Annotated in this window: 24 protein-coding genes and 2 pseudogenes; 2 read left to right on the plus strand and 24 right to left on the minus strand. The window is 30.5% G+C overall.

Annotation, left to right across the window (positions count from 1 at the left end):
* Window positions 1–199: 199 nt before the first annotated feature.
* The 10 genes from CPAL_RS12195 to rd form a co-directional block, all read right to left on the minus strand.
* Window positions 200–1,375, minus strand: coding sequence for a transglutaminase domain-containing protein (locus CPAL_RS12195; protein WP_242976323.1), 1,176 nt, complete (start codon window positions 1,373–1,375; stop codon window positions 200–202).
* The gene (gene recX / locus CPAL_RS12200; protein ID WP_106024739.1) at window positions 1,368–2,216 is read right to left on the minus strand and encodes a recombination regulator RecX; all 849 of its coding nucleotides are present in this window, start codon (window positions 2,214–2,216) and stop codon (window positions 1,368–1,370) included. The genes CPAL_RS12195 and recX overlap by 8 nt, the downstream gene beginning before the upstream one ends.
* Window positions 2,216–3,469 carry a M16 family metallopeptidase gene (locus CPAL_RS12205; protein WP_061857129.1) on the minus strand — a complete coding sequence of 418 codons (1,254 nt, stop codon included), beginning with the start codon at window positions 3,467–3,469 and terminating at the stop codon, window positions 2,216–2,218. Before CPAL_RS12205 ends, recX begins: the two co-directional genes overlap by 1 nt.
* 125 nt (window positions 3,470–3,594) lie before the next feature.
* Window positions 3,595–5,178 (minus strand): glycoside hydrolase family 57 protein, encoded by a 1,584-nt coding sequence (locus CPAL_RS12210; RefSeq protein WP_106024740.1) that lies wholly within the window; start codon window positions 5,176–5,178, stop codon window positions 3,595–3,597.
* Window positions 5,171–5,566: a DUF4912 domain-containing protein gene (locus CPAL_RS12215; RefSeq protein ID WP_082787794.1), complete on the minus strand. Its 396-nt coding sequence runs from the start codon at window positions 5,564–5,566 to the stop codon at window positions 5,171–5,173. Before CPAL_RS12215 ends, CPAL_RS12210 begins: the two co-directional genes overlap by 8 nt.
* A gap of 365 nt (window positions 5,567–5,931) precedes the next feature.
* Window positions 5,932–6,957 carry a CsxC family protein gene (locus CPAL_RS12220; RefSeq protein WP_061857131.1) on the minus strand — a complete coding sequence of 342 codons (1,026 nt, stop codon included), beginning with the start codon at window positions 6,955–6,957 and terminating at the stop codon, window positions 5,932–5,934.
* A gap of 118 nt (window positions 6,958–7,075) precedes the next feature.
* Window positions 7,076–7,693, minus strand: a complete 618-nt coding sequence (locus CPAL_RS12225; protein WP_061857132.1) for a DUF4489 domain-containing protein — start codon at window positions 7,691–7,693, stop codon at window positions 7,076–7,078.
* Window positions 7,694–7,887: 194 nt separating this feature from the next.
* Window positions 7,888–8,736: a CsxC family protein gene (locus CPAL_RS12230; protein ID WP_479723145.1), complete on the minus strand. Its 849-nt coding sequence runs from the start codon at window positions 8,734–8,736 to the stop codon at window positions 7,888–7,890.
* Between the two features lie 93 nt (window positions 8,737–8,829).
* A complete protein-coding gene (locus CPAL_RS12235; RefSeq protein WP_061857134.1) occupies window positions 8,830–9,711 on the minus strand; it encodes a CsxC family protein in 882 nt (293 codons plus the stop codon).
* Window positions 9,712–9,893: 182 nt separating this feature from the next.
* On the minus strand, window positions 9,894–10,058 hold the full coding sequence (rd, locus tag CPAL_RS12240; RefSeq protein ID WP_061857135.1) for a rubredoxin: 165 nt from the start codon (window positions 10,056–10,058) through the stop codon (window positions 9,894–9,896).
* 98 nt (window positions 10,059–10,156) lie between these two features.
* Here rd and CPAL_RS12245 point away from each other — a divergent pair.
* A pseudogene (locus CPAL_RS12245) lies at window positions 10,157–10,549 on the plus strand (DUF362 domain-containing protein); the annotation flags it as partial.
* A gap of 16 nt (window positions 10,550–10,565) precedes the next feature.
* Window positions 10,566–12,157, plus strand: a pseudogene (locus tag CPAL_RS12250) ([Fe-Fe] hydrogenase large subunit C-terminal domain-containing protein).
* A gap of 64 nt (window positions 12,158–12,221) precedes the next feature.
* On the opposite strand, the gene mgsA reads toward CPAL_RS12250, so the two are convergent.
* From mgsA to CPAL_RS12320, 14 genes are all read right to left on the minus strand, one after another.
* On the minus strand, window positions 12,222–12,593 hold the full coding sequence (gene mgsA / locus CPAL_RS12255) for a methylglyoxal synthase (RefSeq protein ID WP_061857137.1): 372 nt from the start codon (window positions 12,591–12,593) through the stop codon (window positions 12,222–12,224).
* A gap of 11 nt (window positions 12,594–12,604) precedes the next feature.
* Window positions 12,605–13,723: a rod shape-determining protein RodA gene (gene rodA / locus CPAL_RS12260; RefSeq protein ID WP_106024741.1), complete on the minus strand. Its 1,119-nt coding sequence runs from the start codon at window positions 13,721–13,723 to the stop codon at window positions 12,605–12,607.
* A gap of 103 nt (window positions 13,724–13,826) precedes the next feature.
* Window positions 13,827–14,093: a cell division topological specificity factor MinE gene (gene minE / locus CPAL_RS12265; RefSeq protein ID WP_061857139.1), complete on the minus strand. Its 267-nt coding sequence runs from the start codon at window positions 14,091–14,093 to the stop codon at window positions 13,827–13,829.
* Window positions 14,094–14,105: 12 nt separating this feature from the next.
* Complete coding sequence (minD, locus tag CPAL_RS12270) at window positions 14,106–14,903, minus strand: septum site-determining protein MinD (RefSeq protein ID WP_061857140.1); 798 nt, start codon at window positions 14,901–14,903, stop codon at window positions 14,106–14,108.
* 14 nt (window positions 14,904–14,917) lie between these two features.
* The gene (gene minC, locus CPAL_RS12275) at window positions 14,918–15,550 is read right to left on the minus strand and encodes a septum site-determining protein MinC (protein ID WP_061857141.1); all 633 of its coding nucleotides are present in this window, start codon (window positions 15,548–15,550) and stop codon (window positions 14,918–14,920) included.
* 145 nt (window positions 15,551–15,695) lie between these two features.
* Window positions 15,696–18,722: a penicillin-binding transpeptidase domain-containing protein gene (locus CPAL_RS12280; RefSeq protein ID WP_242976324.1), complete on the minus strand. Its 3,027-nt coding sequence runs from the start codon at window positions 18,720–18,722 to the stop codon at window positions 15,696–15,698.
* 17 nt (window positions 18,723–18,739) lie between these two features.
* Entirely contained in the window at window positions 18,740–19,231 is a 492-nt protein-coding gene (mreD, locus tag CPAL_RS12285) for a rod shape-determining protein MreD (RefSeq protein WP_106024742.1), read from the minus strand.
* A gap of 11 nt (window positions 19,232–19,242) precedes the next feature.
* Window positions 19,243–20,088: a rod shape-determining protein MreC gene (gene mreC / locus CPAL_RS12290; RefSeq protein WP_106024743.1), complete on the minus strand. Its 846-nt coding sequence runs from the start codon at window positions 20,086–20,088 to the stop codon at window positions 19,243–19,245.
* Between the two features lie 9 nt (window positions 20,089–20,097).
* On the minus strand, window positions 20,098–21,195 hold the full coding sequence (locus tag CPAL_RS12295; protein WP_106024744.1) for a rod shape-determining protein: 1,098 nt from the start codon (window positions 21,193–21,195) through the stop codon (window positions 20,098–20,100).
* Between the two features lie 26 nt (window positions 21,196–21,221).
* A complete protein-coding gene (radC, locus tag CPAL_RS12300; protein ID WP_061857146.1) occupies window positions 21,222–21,908 on the minus strand; it encodes a RadC family protein in 687 nt (228 codons plus the stop codon).
* 15 nt (window positions 21,909–21,923) lie between these two features.
* The gene (locus CPAL_RS12305; RefSeq protein ID WP_106024745.1) at window positions 21,924–22,499 is read right to left on the minus strand and encodes a Maf-like protein; all 576 of its coding nucleotides are present in this window, start codon (window positions 22,497–22,499) and stop codon (window positions 21,924–21,926) included.
* A 10-nt stretch (window positions 22,500–22,509) separates the two neighbouring features.
* Window positions 22,510–22,770, minus strand: a complete 261-nt coding sequence (locus CPAL_RS12310; RefSeq protein ID WP_061857148.1) for a DUF4321 domain-containing protein — start codon at window positions 22,768–22,770, stop codon at window positions 22,510–22,512.
* Between the two features lie 161 nt (window positions 22,771–22,931).
* The gene (locus tag CPAL_RS12315) at window positions 22,932–23,621 is read right to left on the minus strand and encodes an SPOR domain-containing protein (RefSeq protein ID WP_061857149.1); all 690 of its coding nucleotides are present in this window, start codon (window positions 23,619–23,621) and stop codon (window positions 22,932–22,934) included.
* Window positions 23,622–23,748: 127 nt separating this feature from the next.
* On the minus strand, window positions 23,749–24,330 hold the full coding sequence (locus CPAL_RS12320) for a C40 family peptidase (RefSeq protein ID WP_106024746.1): 582 nt from the start codon (window positions 24,328–24,330) through the stop codon (window positions 23,749–23,751).
* Window positions 24,331–24,377 lie beyond the last annotated feature (47 nt).

A 24,377-nucleotide genomic window follows, 5' to 3' on the forward strand; every position in this document is an offset into this window, starting at 1 on the left:
GAGGGGGAAGGTGTATCTATATACATGGCCTACGGCCTTTTTCCCTTCCAAAATTTCAATAAAATAGAAAAAATCTAATTTCCTATAAAGAAAAAAGCTTTACTGGAAATTAGATGCGAAATCTCTGTAATTTTAATACTTATCCTTTAACAATTTTAATAAGAAGGCTTTGCCTAAGCCAAAACCTCCTTATTAAAAATTAAGCTGCTATTTTCTCATTTCTATGGTCAAGTTTAAATATAGTACTATCAAAATAATTTCCACCTTTATAAAAAGTAGTATCTACATTTATCCAACGTTCCTCTTCTTCAATGTAAACTTGATTCCATGCATGACTAACCCAAGATGTACCGTTAAAACCTTCTCCTGTAATAATTCTTACTTTAATTCCATTTGCCTTTGCCATGACAGAATAAAGGCATGCGTAATCAAAGCAAATCCCTTTTCTTGTATAGTAAGTATTAATAGCTCCAGATTTTATGCTAAAATCATTATTTAGTATTTTTTCTACTTTATCATAATCATATTCAACATTCTTGCCAATCCATTCATAAATGGCCTTCGCCTTTGCTCTAGTTGTCTTTTTATCTTTTACCAGATTTCTAGCAAAATTATCTATTTCTTCATTTGATTTAAGCCCCTCTTCTAGAGTTATGCCGTTATAATAGACAATAGTACCACTTGAATTATTGGCTTGTTTTTCTAAATCATTCTTTACTACTATCTTAAAAGAATCATTAATTATATTAGGAAGTTGCTTTGCAAAATTGGAATTTGTTATAGGACTTACTATTTCGTTGCTCAAAAATTCATATACCATTGATCTTTGTAAACTTTTATTATAATCCTCACTTATGTCTGCCATTGTAAGTAAATTTAATACAAAGGTGCTAAGTAATACATAACATACTGCTTTAGGAAATTGAAATAAAGACCCTAGAATTCTCTTTGTGCAACTGCTTTTCTCTCTCATCCAAGTTTCAATTCTATCTAATAGGGGATATATAGTAATCCTATTTACAATTCCTATAGTTATTTCTACTATTTTATATATTATAAATATAGTAATAGGCATAATTACTATATAAATAAACATAGGTCTATTCTGTATCAAAGATATAATACTATCTGGAATACAGTGATATATTTTTTTATATACTTCCCTATTCCGATTAATAAATATTCCTTTAGATAGAGATACTCCTGATATAGAACCTATTATAAAAGCACTATAGCTTGATGCATCCTCTATATCATTTTTTAAATTTTTTGATGAAAATTTAAATAAAAACCCCTTTACGATAGGATATAAAAAAATTATTATCAATCCTATATCTATCGGATTTTGTACTATAACTTCCATTATCTTATTCATTGCTCCATATTTCCTTTAATACTTTTTTAATATACTCCCATTTATATCCTCTTCTAATGAGATACTGGCTTAGCTTTCTATAGAGCTTTTCAGAATCTCTTTCTGATTTAATTAGTATATTATACCTTTTTTCCGCTAAAGTTTTAAGCACTTCTAAGTCGTCTTCCTCTTTTGAGCAATCTTCTTGCTCTAAATTATGTAAAAATAAATCCTCTCTTTTTATTACTTTGTCTAATGTGCTTTTTACTACGTCAAAATCATAACCCCTACTTACTAAATAATGTCCCAATTTCTTATATATTTTTTCTAAATTACTTTCCGATTTAATTAAAAAAACATACTTTTTCTCTGCTAATTTAAAAGCACAGGCCTTTTCATCATCTTCTTTAATGCTGTTAAGTTTATTTTGTATAATATCTTCACTTATACCTTTTTTTAAAAGAAGATATTTTATTTTATTTTTCCCATTACAAGAAAGCTTTTCTTTTATAAATGTTTCTGCATATTTTTCATCATTTATGAAATTATATTTTTTAAGGAAAGCTATTATTCTAGTAACGGCTTTTTCTCCGTACCCTTTATTAAAAAGCTTATCTTCTATCTCTTTTTCACTTTTATAGCTTCTTTCAATTATCTTAAGAGCATAATTTTTACCTTTTAGATAATTATCTTCTTCAACTATGTCTTGTAACAAGCCTAAATCTATTTTTTTCCCCTTTTCCAAACTATAATAATAAACCAAGTCTGCACTACATGCAAATGCAAATTCTTCATCTATAAATATATTAACTCTACTTTTATCTTTTTTTTGTACTTCTATCCTACTTATAGTCTTTTCCACTACCTACCACTCTTTTCTCGAAGTAATATGTGTACTGTTGGATTCTTTAAAACCTTTCTTGCTACTTTATATATATCTTCACTTTTTATCTTTTCCATATTGTTTATATCATCTACAAATTCATATACATCTTCTTCATCTATGATCTGATGAAGTATATAGTTTGAAAGCTGAGTAGAATCTTCCAATGTTCCTGCTACTGCCGTTTTTAAAACCTTTTTCATTAGATTTATATTATTATTATCTAAAACTATTATCTCATTATTTATATCATATATAATATTGTTTATTATTTTTAGAGCCTCTTTTACATCTTCTTCATTGACAGCAGTATATATGCTCATAAGTTTTACAGATTTTGTAGTATTTAAATCAGAATAAATATCATAAGCTAGTCCTCTTTCTTCTCTTAACTTTCTAAATAATATGGAGTTAGCACTTTCCCCCAACTTATAATTAAGTATTCTAAGAGCAAGTTCCTCCTGCTTACTTAAATTATGAAAAGTATATAAATACACTATAGTGCTCTGCTCAATATCCTTTTTATACGAAACAATTTTTGTAGGTATATTATCCTCTACTATTACATTCTCTCTAACAAATTCTCCTCTTTTCCAATGAGAAAAATATTTATTAACTAGGTTAAATATATCATCATGTTCCTGTGGAGAAACTATGCTTATATATGTATTATTAGGTACATAATAAGTTTTATAAAAATTAAACAACCGCTCCCTTGTAAAAGATTTAACTGTACTTTCCTTTCCAATTGTATCTATCTTTATAGAACTATTTTTAAAAGCATTCTCCATAGTCTTCCTATAGCTATAATCTTCAATATCATCTTTACCTGTTCTTATTTCTGCTAAAATTACTCCTCTTTCCTTTTCTATCTCTTCCTCTGGAAAAGTTGAATTTATGAGCATGTCAGAAAGCAGCTTTAAAGATTCCTCTACCTCATCATTTAAAGCAGTTATACTGTATACTGTGCAATCATAATCCGTATAAGCATTATACTCCCCTGCTCTTTGTTCCAACTCTTCATTCAATTCTTCATTATCCCTATTTTTGGTTCCTTTGAACATCATGTGTTCAACAAAATGTGCTATACCTTTTTCTTCCTTTTTTTCATATATTGATCCTATCTTAACTCCTACATGAATAGCTGCTAGCTGGGTATCCTTTTTTATTGTTACTAATTTAAGTCCATTATCTAAAATATATGTTTTTAAATCAAAAATTCCTCTGTTCATATGCTCTCCTTTTCAACCAGTTTTAATCTAAATGATATATTTAATCTAATATGTATTCTATAAAAACTATTATAGTTTATATTTAATAAAATAAAAAGAAAAATTGCGAAAGGATGCTTCGCAATTTACCTAGACATATATATTCTGTAGTCCATGTTAGGAAAGATATTATCTAATTCTTCTATGCTAGAAAGCCACCTTTCATCTATTGAGTCTTTCGTTATCTGTTCATATAATTTGTTAAACCTATCTACATGAGTATTTATTCTTTTCACTGCATATTCTACAGTGGTATTATTCTTTATTATAAAAGGCCAATCAGAAGCTTCCGCTAACATAAGTTCCCTTGCAGCTTGATTTAAAGCGCTTTCTTCAAGCTCTCTTGGATTTGAATAAGTATTTGAAAGTCTTATCATTTTTTGCTCACATTTATGAAGATCCCTATATACCCAGTGATTTGATGGATTTAGCCATACTGAATAATCGCTATTTTCTCCCCAACTTGATGGGCATGGTCTGCAGCATTGAACCACGGGATACTTTTCTAAATATTCTCCTGGAGTAGTGAGCTCATAATATATCCAATCTTCTGAACTTTTTCTTATAAATTCATTTATAAAATCTGGTCCTTCAAACCACCAATGCCCGTATAATTCTGTATCATAAGGACAAACTATTATAGGTTTAACCCCCATGTCCTGATGTAAAGAGACTATTTGATAGTTCCTTTCTTCTGCAAAATGAGCCGCGTGCTCTTTAACCTTTTTTATAGCATTTTCTCTGTTATAGTACTCTTTAAAATCTGTCTTTCCAGTTATTTTATAATATTTTATTCCAGTATCAACTCTTATTCCTGATTTATTTATGTATGGAGCTATATATTCCATAGGTGCATCATATCCTAAATCCCTATAAAACTCTCTATAATTAAAATCTCCTGGATATCCCATGAAACTGCTCCAAACCTGCCTTGATGATTCCATATCTCTACCAAAGGTACATATTCCATTAGAAGTAGCAATAGGAGCATAAGTTCCATATCTAGGCCTAGGTTCAGCATGTAATACAGCTTTACTTTCAGAAATAAAATACTCTATTCCATATTCTTTTAATATATCATCTAAAAAATAATCATAAGCACATTCTGGAAGCCATATGCCTTTTGGTTCATGTCCTATACAATCTGTATAAGATTTCACAGCCGTAGCAATTTGAGCTCTTACAGCCTCTGGATTTATACTTATAAGAGGAAGAAGAGCATGAGTAGCTGAACAAGTTATTATTTCTAAGCATCCAAGTTTATCAAATTTTTTAAATGCATTCATAAGTCTATAGTCATAAGACTTATATATAGATAATATCTTTTTAAACCTATTATTATAAAAAATAGCTAGTTTCTGTAATTCCTTATCCTCCTTCGTCCGAACAATCTCCTTTTCTGATAGCTCTATGGACTTTTTTAAATATTGTAGATATCTATTGTTTAAATATTCATCCTCTAGCATAGACATAAGAGGCGGTGTTATGGACATAGTAATTTTAAATTTTATATTATCTTTTATTAAACCATCGTATACTTCAATTAATGGTATATAGCATTCACTCATAGCCTCGAATAACCATCTTTCTTCAAGAGCATCATTCACTTCTTTATGTCTTATAAATGGCATGTGGCTGTGAAGTACTAGCGAAACATATCCTTTAGTCAAGTCTATTCCCCCTTATATTTATATAATGCACCTCTATATTTTCTGATTCTGTATCCCTTGGAGTAGTTACATTATTTGAAGCAGCGATAAATACAAGTTTTCCTGTAGGCAAAAGCCTTCCAAGCTTTACAAATACATTTAAATTAGATTCTTTTAAATTAATGTACCAATTATCTGCAAAACTATCCAAATGTATTGTTTCTATCTCTTTTGTAATTCCATCTTTTACTTCATAAACCTTTAAGATAGGCTTAGAATTCCTCCAAGAGTCTTGTCCATAAATATCCTCGAATTCTTTTATAGTCATAGGAGAAATATTATAATAACAAAATACTACATGAGCACTTTGAACCATAAGTACTATGTTGGATTTTTCGTATTGTGTCATATTTATCACCTCGCTTACCTAATTTATTCTATTATACCTTATTTTGGAATATATGTCACTTACTTAATATATACAACTTACCTTTTTAGCATAAAATAATATATAGTAATTTTTAGGAGACCTTTATGTTAAAAAATAAATTTTCTTCTCTATTTTTTAAACTACTGTTTTTATTAATTTTTATAATCATAATAGAAGCTATTATAATATATATAGGATATAAAGCTTCTTTAGATTTACTCCATTTAACTATATTTTTAGAGTCTTTATATTAAAAAATTAGAAGTTTAGGAAGTTTAGATTTTTATTTGTTCTAAACCCCTTAACTTCTAATATTGTTTTAACTCTAGTTTAAATGCCCTTTGTTACTCATTAAATACTTCTTGATTCTGAATTAAGCTAAGTTTTAAAGATAATATTGCTTTTTTACGCATATCTTTAAAAATTTCAGCGCCTTCTAATGTATCCTGTAAAATACTTACACTTTCTTTTATGTTTGTTTCCATTATTTTTATTTCGTTTAATTTGCAATAAATTTTTTCATTAAAAAATTCAAAATATCCATAATCTTTTTCAACTATATTTGCACTACTTTTGCCAGAATTGATAACTTCTAATTCTATCATTGAAAGATTTTCTCGCAGTATTGGTGGAACTGCAAAAGAAACCCTTGTGGAACATTGTAAAGGAATATTGAAAGTAGCTTTTTTTACATCTCCACTAATTGTGTGTGTTCTAATATTACTTGCAGTAGCATATTCTATATCTTCCTTTAAAAAACCTTCTATAAATAATTTGTCTGTACTTGGAATTAAATCACATTTACTTAAAAAAACATTTTTTTCTAAGGATTTTACCTGAAAAACAGGTTCTGGAAACTTTATAAGTGCTTCTATAAAAATCTGTATCTCAAATTCTGACAAAATAATAGGTACTTTAGCTACTGCCGATTTAAATGATAAATTACTATTTAGTGTCTGGCTCTTGGCTAGCTCAATGGTAGTGCTTTCACAAGATATAACCTTTGAACTTGGTATGATTTCATAAGCCATATCTTCTAGATCATTTTTGTTATCTTCTTCTACAGCATTTTCAATATCATAAAGTTTATTTGAGTTATTTATAGAGTTTGTTTCATCTATTTGTTCTATGACTTCTACATCATGAGACTCTTCATTATTTTCATATGTATCTGATGTATTATATTCCTTCTTTAAATCTATACCATCCATTGGAACTTCTTTTATTTTCATGCTGTTTTCTTTGATTTTTTCAATTAATGCTTTTAAAATTATAATAACTGCAGCTAATTTCTGCTCTGATGTCAAACTTTCCATTTCATACACTTTATCATCATAGTCATTATGATTATGTTTGTGTTTTTTTGACATATAATATCCTCCCCATTATTGGTGCTATAAATTTCAAGGAAACCTCATAATAGAGGTTTCCTTATATTTCAACTTCCGTTAGAATATAATTTCTAACGCAGAAGAAAATTCACATTACTTAACAAGCTGATTTAGCAAAAACTGAAAGAGTTGAATTGCTTACATCAAGAATATTATCAACATCTACATTTACGGCTGCAATTATCTTGACCGTGTAAGTGCAGCATCCTGGGCAGCTATTACATTCGCAGTGGCTAAAACTATAGGAATTAGTAATCTGTTCACGAGTATCATTAAAGTCGATTACATAGTCCCAAGTTCCACATTGTATTTCATCGCCGTTTTCACATTGTTTGAATAATGCAAAAGTTAATCTAGTTGGAACAGCTACATTATCAAGATTTATATGCCTTATAATAGCACTGAAATTGAATAATACTACTGGATTTTTTAAACAAGTTGTGTCAATAGTAACACATCCTAGTGATCTAGGCTCGAAACGTGCTGTATCTGCAGCAGTTCCTGGTATTGTTGCCCCTGTACCTTGAGCACATTCAAAAATTATTGGATAAGGGCATGGATTTTTTTGATAGCATTTTTCATACTTGTGCTCATCACAGCATGATTTGTCATAATAATCGCATTTATCATAATCTTTTTTGTAGTATTTCTTTTCCTCACGACAACCACATTTTTCATAATCGCGTTTATCTTCATAGTCATAATAAACTTTCATAAATATAAAATCCCCCTCTATTATCCTAGCGTATCTAATTTTTAAACTTTTGGAGGGTAGCACTTTTATTATCAATTTTATAGATAGCTAGTCTACTTTTAATATTTTCAATCATTGTATATTCTTTGACTTTGAAAAAGTGCCAACCCTTCTAATATTATATGATTAATTTACTTAACGGTTACAGAAACTTATTAATATTTTTCTGGCATACATTTATCATATTCATATTCGTCAAATTTATCACATTTATCTTCTTCATCATAATCGCATTCTTTATAATCTGGTTTTGGAATGCATACTTGTTGATTTTGCAATACTTTAATGCCCATATAAACTACCATTTTTTCAGTGAATCTACGGAAACAATTTTGCTCTGTAAATTCTTCAGCACAACGTCTATCACGATCATAAATATCTGATTCCAAAATTTTTACCCATTCCAATTCACAGAAAACAGGTTCATGATATCTATTGTAGTGCATCCAAGAATCTTCCTCATCACTTGGGCAAATCATAGTATCATCTATAGGTGTCAATCTTTCTTTTACAGATTTTCCGTATATAGGATACCTATCCAACTTAATAGCTGTACAGCAGTGGAAAGGAACATTAACAGTAGTGTGTTGTACATTACCACTTATGCTATCTTCGCTGACACATCCTACAGTAGAATATTGAATATTCTTTTGAATATATCCTCTAAGGAATAATTTATTTGTGTGAGGTACTAGATAGCATTGAGTTAAGCATACTTTTTTATCTATTGTTTTTATATCAAATGCAGGCTGCTCTAATCTAATATCTGCCTCTACATCTATTTGCACTTTACATTCTGATAGCACAACTGGAACTTTAACTACCATTGGGCCTTTATGCCCCATAGGTTTAAAGCATTCACTATCGCATTCACATAAAGTAACTGGTCTAATAACTGCAGATTCACATGCATCCTGTTGATTACATTGAAAATCATTTGCAGAATTATTTATAATCATTATTTCATCTCCCTTTATACTCTTTAGTATATGAAACTTTAAAATTAGCTAGGCTAATCTTAAAGCTTCACACCTAATAATATAGTATTCATAAATACAAAATTTGCTACTTTCTCATGCCCATCATTTTAAATTGTGCTATTCTTCATCATGCTTATAAATAGAGACTTCCCTTCCAATCATTCCTCTTTCAGGATCAAATCCAACTTCTATATCTATATATTTATCATCATCTATATATCTATCATCTTTATCCTTATCACGCCTTTCTACTATTAGCACATCCCCATTAGGCTCTGGAATACATACTTGTTGATTTTGCAGTACTTTTAATCTAATATATATAACCATTTTCTCAATTATTTCTTGAATAGTTTTTTCATTAGAATCCTTATTGTAATACTGACGTTGATCATTTAAAAAATCTGTTTCTAATATTCTTGCCTGCTCTAATTCACAGTAAACTGGTTCATATGGTTTACTGTAGTAAATCCATGAATCTTCTTGTTGATTTTTACTAAGCATATCTTTATCTAAAGAGCTTAACCTTTCTTTATACTCCTTTCCATAAATAGGTTCTTTTGAAAATTTGATTCTTGTCACACATTTAAATGGAATATTAACTGTAGTATGTTTTATATTGCCGCTTACACTTGTTTCATTAGAACAATTAATAGTTGAAAATTGTATATTTTTTTGAACATATCCTGCTATAAAAAGTTTATTTGTATAAGGTATAAGCTTGCACTGAGTAAGATAAACATGTTTATCTATAGTTTTAATATCTAAAGCTGCTTCTTGTAACTTTATCTCTGATTCTACATCAATTTGTACTTCTAGCTCAGATAAGACTACTGGAACTTTAGCTATTAATGGACCTGTACGTCCCATAGGAATATAATATTGATTTTTACATTCATTTAAAATAGCTGAGTCTACTATCTCCGATTCACATCTTAAATAACATTGAGCGACTTCACTGTTGCTGCCTACTGAATTAGTAGGATTTTCACCTAACATATACTTTGCCCCCCTGTTTTTTTACTTCTAAGAAAGTCATATAACACATTAATATAATATTCTTAAAAAAAGGATGTGCAACTAATGCATATTATAAATTTTGTTTTTCTATTATTTGAGTAAAAAAATAAGCTTTAGAAGAGAATAGTTTTCTTTCTAAAGCTTAAGTAAGATATTTTATGTTACTCATCTATCGGTTCAAATTGATCTTTTCCCACTCCGCATATAGGACACACCCAATCATCTGGAATATCTTCAAAGACTGTGCCTGGTTCAATTCCGTTATCTGGATCTCCCTTTTCTGGATCATATATATATCCACATGGTATACACACGTATTTTTGCATATTTTATCCTCCTCAGTTTTTATCGTAATCTTAATAGAATTATACTAGTATTTTTACCAAGTATTCTTATAAAATTCGTTCATTCTACTAATTAGTTAAATTTAAGAATATTAAGTTTTCAAAAATACACTAATGAAGGTACAGAGGAAGATTTACTTTCTTTAAAGGAATTAGCAGAAACCATTAAGAATACCTCGCTTTGCGGCCTTGGACAAACTGCTCCAAATCCAGTTTTAAGCAGCATGCGATATTTCCCAGATGAATACCTAGCCCATGTTAAAGATAAACACTGTCCTGCTTTGGTATGCAGATCTTTATTGACCTTTGAAATTACAGATAAATGTATAGGATGTACCAAATGTGCAAGAAATTGTCCAGCACTATGTATATCTGGAGAGCTTAAAGAAAAGCACTTTATTGATACTGATAAATGTATTAAATGCGGAACTTGTATAACTATGTGCCCTATTGGAGCCATTATAAAAAAGTAAAAGGTTGGTGATTATTTTGAGTTTAGTTACTTTAAATATAAATAATAGAAAAGTTCAAGTAGAAGAAGGCACAACCATTTTAGAAGCTGCCAAAAAACTTAATATTAAGATTCCTACTTTATGCCATATAAAACTTCAAGATGATATAACTATCAACCATCCTAGTTCCTGTAGAGTATGCATGGTTGAAGTAGAAGGAAGACAAAAACTTGCTCCTGCTTGTTCCACTCCTGTAGAAAACGGAATGAAAGTAAATACCAATTCTATAAGAGCTATAAAAGCTCGTAAAACTTAGTAGAACTGCTGCTGTCAGATCATCCACAGGATTGTTTACTATGTGATAAAAATATGCATTGTGAACTTCAAAAAATAGCTTGTGAACTTGGAATTAGAGAAATAAAATACACTGGAGAAGTATCTTCTTACCCTAAGGATGATTCAAGTTATGCTATAACAAGAGATCCTAGTAAATGTATTCTATGTAGAAGATGTGAAACTATGTGCAGCAAAGTTCAAACAGTAAATATGCTATCTGCCATAAACAGAGGTTTCAAAACAATTATAAGTTCACCTTTTAATCTTCCTATAGCTGAAACTAACTGTATATTTTGTGGACAATGTGTGTCCATATGTCCAACTGGAGCTTTAACTGAAGTAGATTATACCTCTAAAGTTTGGGATGCCATAAACAGTGATGATAAGATAGTTATTGCACAGATTGCCCCTGCTGTAAGAGCCACCATAGGAGAAGAATTTGGATTTGAAGCAGGAACTATAGTCACCGGAAAACTAGTATCTGCATTAAGAATTTTAGGATTTGACAAAGTTTTTGATACTAACTTTGCTGCAGATTTAACCATAGTTGAGGAAGCTACAGAATTTATGCATAGATTGCAAAACAATGGTAGACTTCCTATGCTAACTAGCTGTTGTCCTGGATGGATAAACTTTTTTGAACACGATTTTAATGATCTTATGGACGTTCCTTCAACCTGTAAGTCTCCTCAACAGATGTTTGGAACTATGGCCAAAACATATTTTGCTGAAAAGATGAATATAAATCCTGAGAACATTGTTGTAGTTTCTATAATGCCATGTCTTGCTAAAAAATATGAAGCTGCAAGACCTGAAATGCAAACTAATGGAATAAAAGACGTGGATATTGTCCTTACTACAAGAGAGCTTGCTAAAATGATTAAAGAATCAGGTATTGATTTTGCTTCCTTGAAAGATGAAAATTTTGATTCTCCTTTTGGTGAATCTACTATAAAAATCAATGATATGGATATAAATATAGCCATAGCCAACGGTCTTGGAAATGCCCGAAAACTTTTAGAAATGATACGCAACAATGAAGCAAATTATCACATTATAGAAATAATGGCATGTCCTGGTGGATGTATAGGCGGTGGAGGTCAGCCTTATATACAAGGTAATACAGAAATTCTTAAGAAAAGAGCAGAAGCTTTGTATAGAGATGATGCTACCAAGTCCATAAGAAAATCTCATGACAATCCATATGTTCTAAAACTATATGAAGAATTTTTAGGAGAGCCTTACAGCAAGAAATCCCACAATTTTCTCCATACTTATTATACAAAAAAATAAAAATAAAGCTATTGAACTAGGAAAGTTCAATAGCTTTATTTTTATGTAATCTAGAGGAGATATATTATCTTTTACATGAAAGTGCTTTTATAAATACTTCTGCAGAACCTACATTTGTTGCAAGTGGTACACCATGAACATCACATATTCTTAAAAGTGCAGAAACATCTGGTTCATGAGGTTGAGCTGTTAATGGATCTCTTAAAAAAATAACCATATCCATATCTCCTGTGGCAACCCTTGCTCCAATCTGTTGGTCTCCTCCTAAAGGACCAGATAAAAATCTATTAACCTCTAGCCCAGTTTTCTCATTAATACGCGTTCCTGTAGTACCTGTACCATATAATTCATGATTTTTAAAAACTTCCTTGTATCTTTCTACTAACTCAATCATTTCGTTTTTCATATTATCATGTGCTATTAGTGCTATTTTCATTAAAATTCCCCCTAAAAATTAATTTTTTTCCTTCGCATGCCTACATTCAAAACTAATCCTATAGACATAAAATTAGATAAAATAGAACTTCCCCCATAGCTCATAAGCGGCAATGTTATTCCTGTAATTGGCATAAGTCCAATTGTCATACCTATATTTTGAAATATTGAAAATAGAAATGTGGAAATAACACCCACTGCTATTATAGAGCCAAACAAATCTTTAGATCCTTTTGCAATCTTTATGAATTTATAAAGCAATAATCCATATAAAAATAGTAACATTAAAGCTCCTATTAATCCCCATTCTTCTCCAACTACTGCAAATATAAAATCAGTATGAGCTTCCGGAACATTATTTCCTGCAACTTGAAGTCCCTTAGTAAAACCTGACCCTAAAATTTTACCAGATCCTATTCCCATAATAGATTGACTAAGCTGAAAACCTAGTCCTTGCACATGAGCTTCTGGATTTATAAAAGAAAGAAGTCTACCTTTCCAATAATCTTTCATAAGTGGAGAGTTCCATATTACTACTATAAGAACTACTATCCCAGCAAGTCCACCAAAAATTACTCTTAAGTCCAATCCTGCTATAAAAAATATGCCTAGAGCTATAAAAAATGTAACCATAGTCATACCCATATCTGGCTGTATTACTATAAGAATCATAGGTAGTGCAGCATAAAATGCTAGCTTAAAGAAGTTTCTAGGTTCATTTACTTTTCCCTCCATATCATCTATAAGCTTAGCTAACATAACTATCATACCTAGTTTAGCGAACTCAGAAGGCTGTATAGCACGGGATCCTATTCCTATCCACCCCTTAGCTCCCTTATGAACACTTCCTAAAACAAAGTTGTTTAGCACAAGCAGTATTATACCTGCCCAATATATAATGCTTGCATAATTACCTATTATGGCATAATCCACTAATAATATTAAATATATCACAAAAAGCCCCATAATCATCCATATAAATTGAAGTTTAGCATAATATATGCCTACATTTCTAAATGTAGCGCTATATATATTTAAACAACTAAATAAAACTATAAGTACCGATATAATTATTATACTATAATCCAGCTGCCTTAGTAGTTTTTTGCTTATCTTAAAATTTTTCAGCACTATAATCCCTCCATACAAAGAAAATTATATCATATAAACAACAAAAAGCTATGCACAAATCTATATTTTATACATAGCTTTTTGTTAAATGTTGTATGTACGCTTATCTTTCTTTCATCTTTTTTATAGGTATACTAGCTACAAGGGCTGGAGAACTGCATTCTACTTCATCTGCTCTCGTAAGTCTTACATCAACTTCACTATTATCAATTATTACATATTTTGAAATTACATTTAATATATCGTTTTTCATCATCTCTAAAAGTTCTGGAGAGACATTTGATCTATCATGAATTAAAATTAGCTTAAGTCTGTCTTTAGCTACTTCTTTAGAGGAAGGTTTACTTGAAAACAATTTGAATAAATCCATATAATTTCCTCCTTATCTGCGCTTAAATATTTTTTTTAGCGAAGCTAAAAAACCTGTTTCGTTAGCACTCAAGTTTATAAAAGGCACATTTTCTCCTAAAATTCTCTTTGCTATATTTGTAAACGCTTGTCCTGATATAGCCTTATCATTTAGCACTACCGGTTCTCCCTTATTTGTAGCTATGGTTATTTCTTCATCTACTGGAACTATTCCTATAAGCTTAATAGCTAAACTATCTAAAATGTCATTTACATCAAGCATATCTCCTCTTTTTACCATATCATAGCTTAAGCGATTTACAATTAATTGATGATTTTCGAGCCCTCTTGCATCTAATTTTCCAATAACTCTATCAGCATCTCTAACAGATGTTACCTCTGGATTAACAACTACAAGTGCCCTATCAGCTCCTATAATTGCGTTTTCAAATCCTTGTTCAATTCCTGCTGGACAATCAATAAGTATATAATCAAATTCTTCCTTTAACTCTTTTGTTAAATTTAACATCTGCTCAGGGCTAACTTCATTTTTGTCCCTTGTCTGAGCAGTAGGAAGCAGGAACAAATTAGGAAATCTCTTATCTTTAATAAGAGCTTGCTTAACTCTGCATCTTTCTTCTACTACATCAAGAAGAGTAAATACAATTCTATTTTCAAGACCCATAAGTACATCTAAATTTCTAAGTCCTGTATCTCCATCTACTACAACTACCTTTTTTCCAAGTGATGCAATGGCAGTACCGATATTAGCAGTGGTTGTGGTTTTCCCAACTCCACCTTTTCCTGATGTTATTACTATAGCTTCACTCATAATCTTTTCCTCCATTATACAAATTTATTAGGTAAATATGGTTCTACTATTATAGTGCCATCTTTTATTTTTGCAACTTCAGGGTAATAAGGTTTTTCATCATCTTCTGGAGCTCGTGTCATTACATTTGCTATCTGAAGAATCTTTGGCTGAAGTCTAAAAGCAGATATAATGGCCTTCGTATTGCCAGAATTTCCAGCATGGACATTTCCTTTTAAATTACCTAAAACAATTATATTTCCTCCAGCATAAACTTCTGAGCCTGGATTTACATCTCCAATTATAACTATATTTCCTGGATATCTAATAACTTGTCCACTCCTTAAAGTTTTACGATAAAACTTTGTTCTTCCTTCATATACTCCTAGAAAAGTTTTATTTTTTATTTCTTCTATTTCCTCAAAAATGCAATCTTTAATCAGAAATTCGTCGAATAAAATATTTTTCAACATGATTATCTGCTTTTCATTAAACTCATTTAGCTGTGTTGTTATTTTTATACTTGCATCCCTATAAAACTTTTTACCAAGGGTTAACCTTTGTACAAAATCCTCCATCATATCATCAAAATTTTCAAATTTATTCATGTCAATTACTACATTTAAACCATCTTTATTCCCTTTTAATATTATACCGTCTTTCAACATATTAACCCTCCATAATCGCACTATGGTTATATTTCAACATTCTTTTCATAATTCCTTCTTTAATTGAAATAAATTTTAAAAAAACCAGATATATATCTGGTTTTTTACTGCTCCACTCTATTTATTTCTGATTAGATTAAGTCTTTTATTGAAGTTTATTGCTATCATCTATATTATAATTATATATAGGTACATATCCTGGATACTCATTCTTTAATCTATCCTTAAAATATGCCTCATATATAGCTCTTGCAACAGGTGCAATACTTCCACCATGTCCTCCGTCATATATAACAATAGCAACTGCTATCTCTGGGTTATCATATGGCGCAAACCCTACATATACACCATAGGATGCTCTTCCATAATTATCTTGAAACTTATTATAAGTTGCTGAACCAGTCTTTCCACCATTTTTTATAGGAAAATCTGCAAGAGCACCGCTTGCTGTACCTTCACTAGTAACATCCTTCATTCCTAATTTTACAATTTCAACCGTCTCCGGCTTTAAGTTTACCTTTTCAATAACTTCTGGTTTATATTCCTTAACTACATTGCCATCTTGATCTAATATTTTATCTACTAAATGCACTTTATACCTATTTCCTCCATTTACAAGAGTTGCAATATAATTTGCAAGTTGTAATGGAGTAAATTGATTTGTACCTTGACCTATGGATGCATCATATACATTATTTTGATTGTTAATGTTAAAATTAGCATCATCAATAGAATATACAATAGCCATCCAAGCCTTCTCTATTTGATCTTTAACATATTTATCATAGCTGACTTTTTTGCTAACATCACCAGTATAATTTTTAGAGTACTGAGCATATCCGTTCTTATATTTGTTCTTAATAACATCATCTTTTTCAGAAAGTTCAAACAACATATCCTTTATATCTTTTGTACCTTTCTTTTTATACTGCATTTCTTCTAGTATTCTATTTCTTAGTTTTTCTTTAAGCTTCTTAACATTTTCACTATCCTCTTCATTATCACTAATACTTATTCCAATGTAATGAGTAGCATAACCTGATGTTCTAGAATCAGTTCCTTTAGCCAAATAACCTATTAAGGAGTCTAAATACAGTTTAGAAAATGTTCTTCTGCCTGTCTCCAGATTATATACTTGGCCAAACCTTTCAGAAATTTCAATACCAGTTGCTGGTTTTACTCCTTGCGGCGCACCTAATCCAAACATCCATGCATAGTGGGCTATAGCATCAAATCCGCCATTATATTTCTTTTGTTGATAAAGCCTATCTCCTAGTTCAAAAAAGTAATAGTTAATAGACTTTTCTAAAGAAGTTATTAAATCCACTTTTCCATAATTTATATTATTAAAGTTTCTACCTTGATATCCATGCTTTGTAAATATATTTGATGTGTACATAGATTCATTTCCATTTATAACCCCTTCTTCTAAAGCCGCAACAGCCGTCAATGGCTTAAAAGTAGAGCCAGGAGGCGTAAGTCCTTTCGTAGCATAATTGTATAAAGGTTTCGGATATATATCATAATAGTCCTGCCTTATAGTAGTGTTATTTTTTATAGTCTTATCTATTGGAAATAGCTTATCCACTATCTGTTGTATAGACATTCCTTTGTAAGCATCTCTTGCTATATAATTTGTTTTTAATAAATTCTGAACATATTTAGTTCCAAATGCTTCTAAATCTGGGCTAAAGTATTGCTGCTGCAATTCTGGAGTAAGTCTACCCGGTACAGCAAACAAATTAGGGTCATATCCAGGCTTACTTACCATAGCTAGGACTCCTCCAGTTTTTACATCTAGTACTACAGCCGCTGCCCTTGTAGCATTAGATGTATCTACGTCGCCTACCCTACCTGCTGCTTGAAGTTGCTTCATTACATCCTCAAGGGATTTTTCAGCCGCATATTGCAAATCCCTATCTATTGTAAGCTGAACACTCTTCCCTGGATATGGTTCTTTTCTTCCAAGCTCTCTAATTATTCTTCCTTGCTTATTTATTTGAACAATTTTAGTTCCTTTAGAACCTCTTAAAGTGCTCTCAAAGGCACTTTCTATACCTGATGCACCTATATAATCCGAACTAGTGTCATACCCTTTTTCTTCATACTGCTCTTGCTGTGAAGAATTAATTTTAGATAGATATCCTAGAAAGGCTGAGCCTAACTCTCCGTAAGGATAAACTCTTACAGGTTCCATAGTAACTTCTATTCCAGGAAGTTCCTCATATTCCTGCATAATTATAAAAGCTGTATTCTTCTTTATATTTGATGCCACTACTACTGGCTTAAATCCATAATAGCTTTGAAGTTTCATAGCATCCTTAACAAGCATAAATCTTCTTTTCATTTCAATAGAATATTTATTTTTGTTTATATTATATTTTGATATAAGTCCGTCAAAAACTTCCTGAGGCATATTTTTATAAAGCTTAGCAAACTGTTCATCTTTTTCTTTATCTTTTATATTATATTCCTTTAAATAGTATTCTAAATTTTCATTTGGATCTGAACTATTTTCTAAAGCTGTAAACAATTCAGTATATACTAATTTATTTTCTTCAGCATTTATTCCATAAAGCTCCAATAAATAATTGAAAGTGTCCTCTGGTGTTTTCTTTAAAAGTTCTTCATCAATCTTTGCTTTTTCACTATCGTCTAATTCGTCCTTTTTTTTATCTGGGAATAGTTCTTGTCTTACCTTATCATCCATTCCCCTATCTTTTTTAAATCTTAGCTCTAAAGTTCTTCTAGCACTAGCATTATCAGTGCTGAACTCGAATCTAAATGGATTTATTTTAAGCTCAAAATCGTCCTTTTGGACCTCTCCATTTTCATCTAAAATTTTAAATACCTTAGCCATAGTTGTAAAAAAATTTTTTTTACTTTCATTTGTTTCTGTAAACACTAAAGTATATCCCTGCTTACTTTCAGCAAGAATATTTCCTTTGGAATCTATTATATTACCCCTTGGTGCAGTTATAGAGATGTTCCTAATAGACTTATTACTTGTCATCTCTTTATACTCATCTGCTTTCACTATCTGAAGATAGACAAGTTTTGATGTAATCAAAGAGAATACAATTACCATAATAATCACTAAAGCTGTATATCTATTAAACTTCTTATCTTTTTTCTTTTTCGCTAGGCTAATTTGTCTTCTTGATTTTCTCATAGTTTCAATCACCACTTTTAAAATTTCCAATTCTTCATCATAAAATCTACATTTGAAAGTTTATATACCTTCTTGTACATAAAAATAGTTACTATCATATTGTAAATACTTATATATAGTATAAGTTTACCATCAATATATTGTTTTACTATATATAATATTGCAAACATTAAAATACCTTTTAAAATGCTCAGAAAAAAGCTAGAAATAATAGGTATTAATGATTTGTCCTTAAAAATAGTTTTTCCAATCTCTGCAGCAATTAAACAAATTAACATGTTAATTAACATATTAATTCCAAGTCCGTTTGTTAAGTAAACATCTTGCAATAATCCAGATAAAACCCCTATAAAAACAGCGCTCCAACTTCCAGCTATAATCGAATAACATACAGCAAACACAAACAATAAACTAGGATATGCCCCTTTAACAGAAAAAAAAGGCATAAGTGTATTATCTAGAATCAAAAATAGTATTGATAATAGCAATATAGTAATTATTCTTTTCATATTATCTCACCTTAGTATTTAACTTCTCTTTGATTTTTAGGTACTACTACAAACATTTCTTCTAACTTATTGAAATCCACACTTGGTTCAACCAAAGCATTTTTTATAAGTTTTCCCTTGTCTTCTTCTATACTTATAATAGTTCCTATCATTATTCCTTTTGGATATAATCCTCCAAGTCCAGAAGTTAGTACAATATCTCCTTCTTTAGCTTTGGAATCCAAAGGAAGATAATATAATTTAGCTAAAAGCTTATCATTGTAGTCCCTATATCCTTTTATAACTCCATCATTTTCCCTAGTGCTATTTACCATTCCTGCAACAGCTATATTTTCGTTTACCAAGGTTTGGACTATAGACCAATTATCACCAACACTGGTTACCTGTCCAACTAATCCTCTACCGGTAACTACTACCATTTTTCTTTTTATTCCATCATCAGAACCTCTATTAATTATAAATCCATCAAGCCAGTTATCTCCACTTTTACCAATTATATCGCAACCTATGTACTCATACTCGTCCTTTTGATCTTTAAAGTTAAGCATTTCTCTTAATCTCGCATTTTCATTAGATAAAGAATCATACTTTAATGCTTTATCTTTAAGCTCAAAATTTTCTGCTCTCAATTTTTCGTTTTCTTTTTTTATTTCATTAAAATTAGCAATAAAGTTTATGCTGGCCTTAACTTTACTATTGAATTTATACACAACACCTTGCACCGTATTCAAAACAACACCTATACTATTTTCTGCAGTAGTCATATTTTCTTTTTTTACAGTATATCCAATTAATAATAAAAAGCTAACTGACAGCACGATAACAGTTACTGTCAGTTTATTTTTCAGGAATGACATATCTAATCTTTACTTCCTACCCATTTTATCTATATTATCTAGTGCCTTGCCTGCGCCTACTGCAACACAGTCAAGTGGTGATTCAGCTATGTGTATTGGCATATGAGTTTCCTTATGAATAAGCTTGTCAAGGCCTCGTAATAAAGCTCCTCCTCCAGTAAGCATTATTCCCTTATCCATTATATCTGCCGCAAGCTCTGGTGGGGTCTTTTCTAAGTTAGTTTTAATAGCATCAACAATTGCAGCTACTGGCTCACTTAAAGCTTCTCTAATCTCCTCTTCTCCTATTTCAATAACTTTTGGAAGCCCTGTAATAAGATCTCTTCCTCTTATCTCCATTGTTCTTTCTCCATTAGGGCTTATTTTCACATTTTGCCTACTTGCGTCTTCCTCTTCTTTCTCTTCTTCTGTTGCTGCTTCTGTTGCTGCTGCAGGTACTTCTTCTTTTACTGGATATGCTGAACCTATCTCCATTTTAATATTTTCAGCAGTTCTTTCACCTATCATAAGATTATATTCTTTTTTGATATATGCTATAATAGCCTGGTCAAGCTCATCTCCTGCTATTCTCAAAGATTTACTTGTGACAATACCGCCTAAAGATACTACTGCCACCTCAGTAGTTCCTCCTCCTATATCAACAACCATGCTTCCAGTCGGTTCGTGTACAGGAAGACCCGCTCCTATTGCTGCTGCCATAGGTTCTTCCATTAAGAAAACCTCTCTAGCACCAGCTCTTTTGCTAGCTTCTTCAATAGCTCTTTTTTCAACAGCTGTTATTCCTGATGGGAAACATACTACTATTCTTGGGCTAGTAAAGGCTGATCTTGAGCATACTTTTGCTATAAAATTTTTAAGCATTTCCTCAGTAACATCAAAATCTGCAATTACTCCATCTTTTAATGGTCTTATTGCTACTATATTACCAGGAGTTCTTCCTATCATCTGTTTCGCTTCATTCCCTACTGCTAAAACTTTATTTGTAATAGTATTTATAGCTACAACAGAAGGCTCTCTTAAAACTATTCCCTTTCCTTTAACATAAATTAGGGTGTTAGCTGTACCCAAATCTATTCCAATGTCCTTAGTCATTCCAAATAATCCCACAGTTAATTCTCCTTTCAATTTACAACCTATAAAATGCACTTTTCTTTTAAACTTATATAACTTCCATTTCCAATTATTAAATGGTCTAATAAATCAATTCCTAAAAGCTTGCCACATTCTTTTAATCTTTCAGTAACATCAATATCCTCCTTACTTGGAGTAGGATCTCCTGAAGGATGATTGTGACATACTATAATTGAAGCGCTGTTTTTTATTATAGCTTCACTAAAAACTTCCCTTGGATGAACTATAGAAGAATTTAAACTTCCTATGGATACATCCTTCATGGATATCACTACGTTTTTAGTATTAAGCATTATAACCCTTAAATGTTCTTTTCTAAAATATCTCATTTCTTCCATAACTAAGCTTACAGCATCCTTAGGCTGTTTTATTGAATATATATCTCCTGATTTGTAAGCTCTAAACCTTTTAGCAAGCTCTGCTACAGCTAAAATTTGAGATGCTTTAGCCTTGCCTATACCTTTTAAGCTCATAATTTCTTCACATGACAAACCTAAAAGTCCATTTAATCCTCGACTTTGGCTTAATATTCTACTGCTTAAATTTATTACATTTTCTTTTTGTGTACCAGTTCTTAAAATAATGGCTAGAAGTTCACTATTAGATAAAGCTTCTGCTCCATATTTTAAAAGTCTTTCTCTTGGTCTTTCACATTCTGGCAAATCCATAATTTTAAACATATCTTTCATACATATATGCTCCTTCTATAGATTTACCCCCATCTCCTTAAGCATTTTGTTTAATTTATTTAAAGGAAGACCTACTACACTATAGTAATCTCCTTTTATTTCTTCAACAAACACTCCACCAAATCCTTGTATACCATAAGCTCCAGCTTTATCCATAGGCTCTTCTGTTGCTATATATTTTTTTATTTCTTCATCGCTAAGAGAAGAAAATTTAACGTGAGTACATACATAATCTATTTTAATATTTTTTATTTTTGTGTCAACAATAGCAATTCCAGAGTATACTTGATGAATGTTTCCGCTGAGCAACTTTAACATACTAAAAGCTTCTGATTTATTCTTTGGTTTTCCTAGCACATGGTCTTTAAAGGAAACTATAGTATCGCATCCTATTATAATAGCATCATTATCAATTTTACTAGCCACGTCTAACGCTTTTCCTTTTGCAAGCTCCATTACATAATCACTACAGTTTCCTTTAAATTTTACTCCTTCCTCATCAAAATCGCTTGCAATTATAGAAAAATCATTAGTAATTCTTCGAAGAAGTTCCTGTCTCCTTTCGGAAGCGGATGCTAAAACCAAGTTCATAAGATCACTCCTAATATTTTCTATATAATAATATAGCCAAAATTACTCCGATTATAGCCATTATGTTTACATAAAAGTTAACTCCAAAAGTAAGCTCAACAACTTTTAAATTCAGTATAAATGGATTTGAAGTTCCAATACGATAAGTATTTTTTAAAAAGCTTAATGCTTCAAAACTATTTCCAAGAACTTCTCCAAGGAAACTTCCGCATATTCCTCCTAATAATACCATAAAAACCAAAAAATTATTACTTTTAGCGTTACCCCTCACTTTATGTACTCCTTTAACTTTTTTATCTTATATAGTTTAACATTTAATAAATTCTTAAACAAGTCATTAAATATATAATTTTTATGAATTTATTTTATACTATATTTTAAAAAAGCACCCAAAATAATTTTGGAATGCCTTTACATATTTATCTATATCTTTTATATCTTTAATTCCTTTAATTTTTTATATAAATATAGGTTGTATTCCTCTAAATTTTCTTTATGAACTTCCTGCGGTAAATTATTTATGTATTTTTTTAAATCTGATAATACACTATAATTCTTATTGTTCTCACTTACTTCTTTTAAATCAGAACACCATTCCTTTAATTGCTTTGTCTGCACTGATTTTACCTCATCTTTGGATAGTTCTTCTAAAATTTGTAACTCTGCATCCACAATCTGTATTATTTGTATATCGCATGGGTTGTTTAAATTATATTTAAAACTTACTTTAGAAAAATCTATCTTATTTTCCTCAAGTTTTTTTATAACTTCATTTGCTTTATCTTCAGTGTATATCCCAAGAATCACTTTTGTTTTATTATTTTCTTCCACTATAAAAGGTTTACCAATAGCTAATAGGCTTGTTTTTATTTTTTCAGCATTCTCTTTATTAGAAAAAACCCCACATTGAATAGCTAAAATTTTTTTATCTAAGATAGGTTGTACACTTTTCTTTGGAATCTTCGTAGAATTGGAAGAACCTTGCTTATTAATATCTTTTATAAATAAATTTGATATTATACTTCCAGAAATAAATGCTAATATTAATATTCCACATGTCAAAAATATAAACATGAAAATATTTTTATTTTTCTTCTTCAAATCATATCTAGTATATCCCATAATCATCCTCCTAATTTTAAATTTTCCTTAGTTATATATTATTTATATATTCCATTTTTTATGCTAAAAAGCCCCAATCAAATTCGAATGGGACTTCTTCTTAACTATTATTTTATATATGTATTTATCATTCTATTATTCTTCTTGCTTCTGAATATCTGGATTTATAATAAGATTCACTCAAGTCACTTATCATAACTTTTCTTTGTCCAGAAGAGGCATGTATAAACTTGCCATTACCTATATATATTCCAACATGACTATTGGATCCCGTCGTATTAAAGAATACTAAATCACCAGCTTTTAAGCTTTCCTTAGATACAGATCTGCCCATTTCGACTTGAGCTCCTGTATAATGAGGAAGAAAATATCCAAATTTTTTGTAAACATAAGAAGTAAATCCTGAACAATCAAAGGAATTCGGACCAGAAGATGCCCAAACATAAGGTTTACCTAAAAACTTGTATGAATATTCAACTAAACTACTAGATACTCTACTGCTTCCCCTTGATATCTTTTCTTTTTCTGCTTTAGATTGTGGAACTTTTATTACCCTATTACTCTGTATCTTTGCAGAACGAACACTGGTACTGTTAGTTTCTTGAAATCCCGTATCTGCTTTGACTCCATATGTATTAATATACATTACAGCAGTAAATACAAACAAAAACATAGCCTTAATTAAAATTTTTCTTGGTGTAATCTTCATCCTTACTTCCTCCTAAAGTATATTTATACGCTCATTCGTTAACGTTA

Origin of the sequence: Clostridium thermopalmarium DSM 5974 (assembly GCF_002995795.1) — a bacterium.
GTDB classification, from domain to species: Bacteria; Bacillota; Clostridia; order Clostridiales; family Clostridiaceae; genus Clostridium_H; species Clostridium_H thermopalmarium.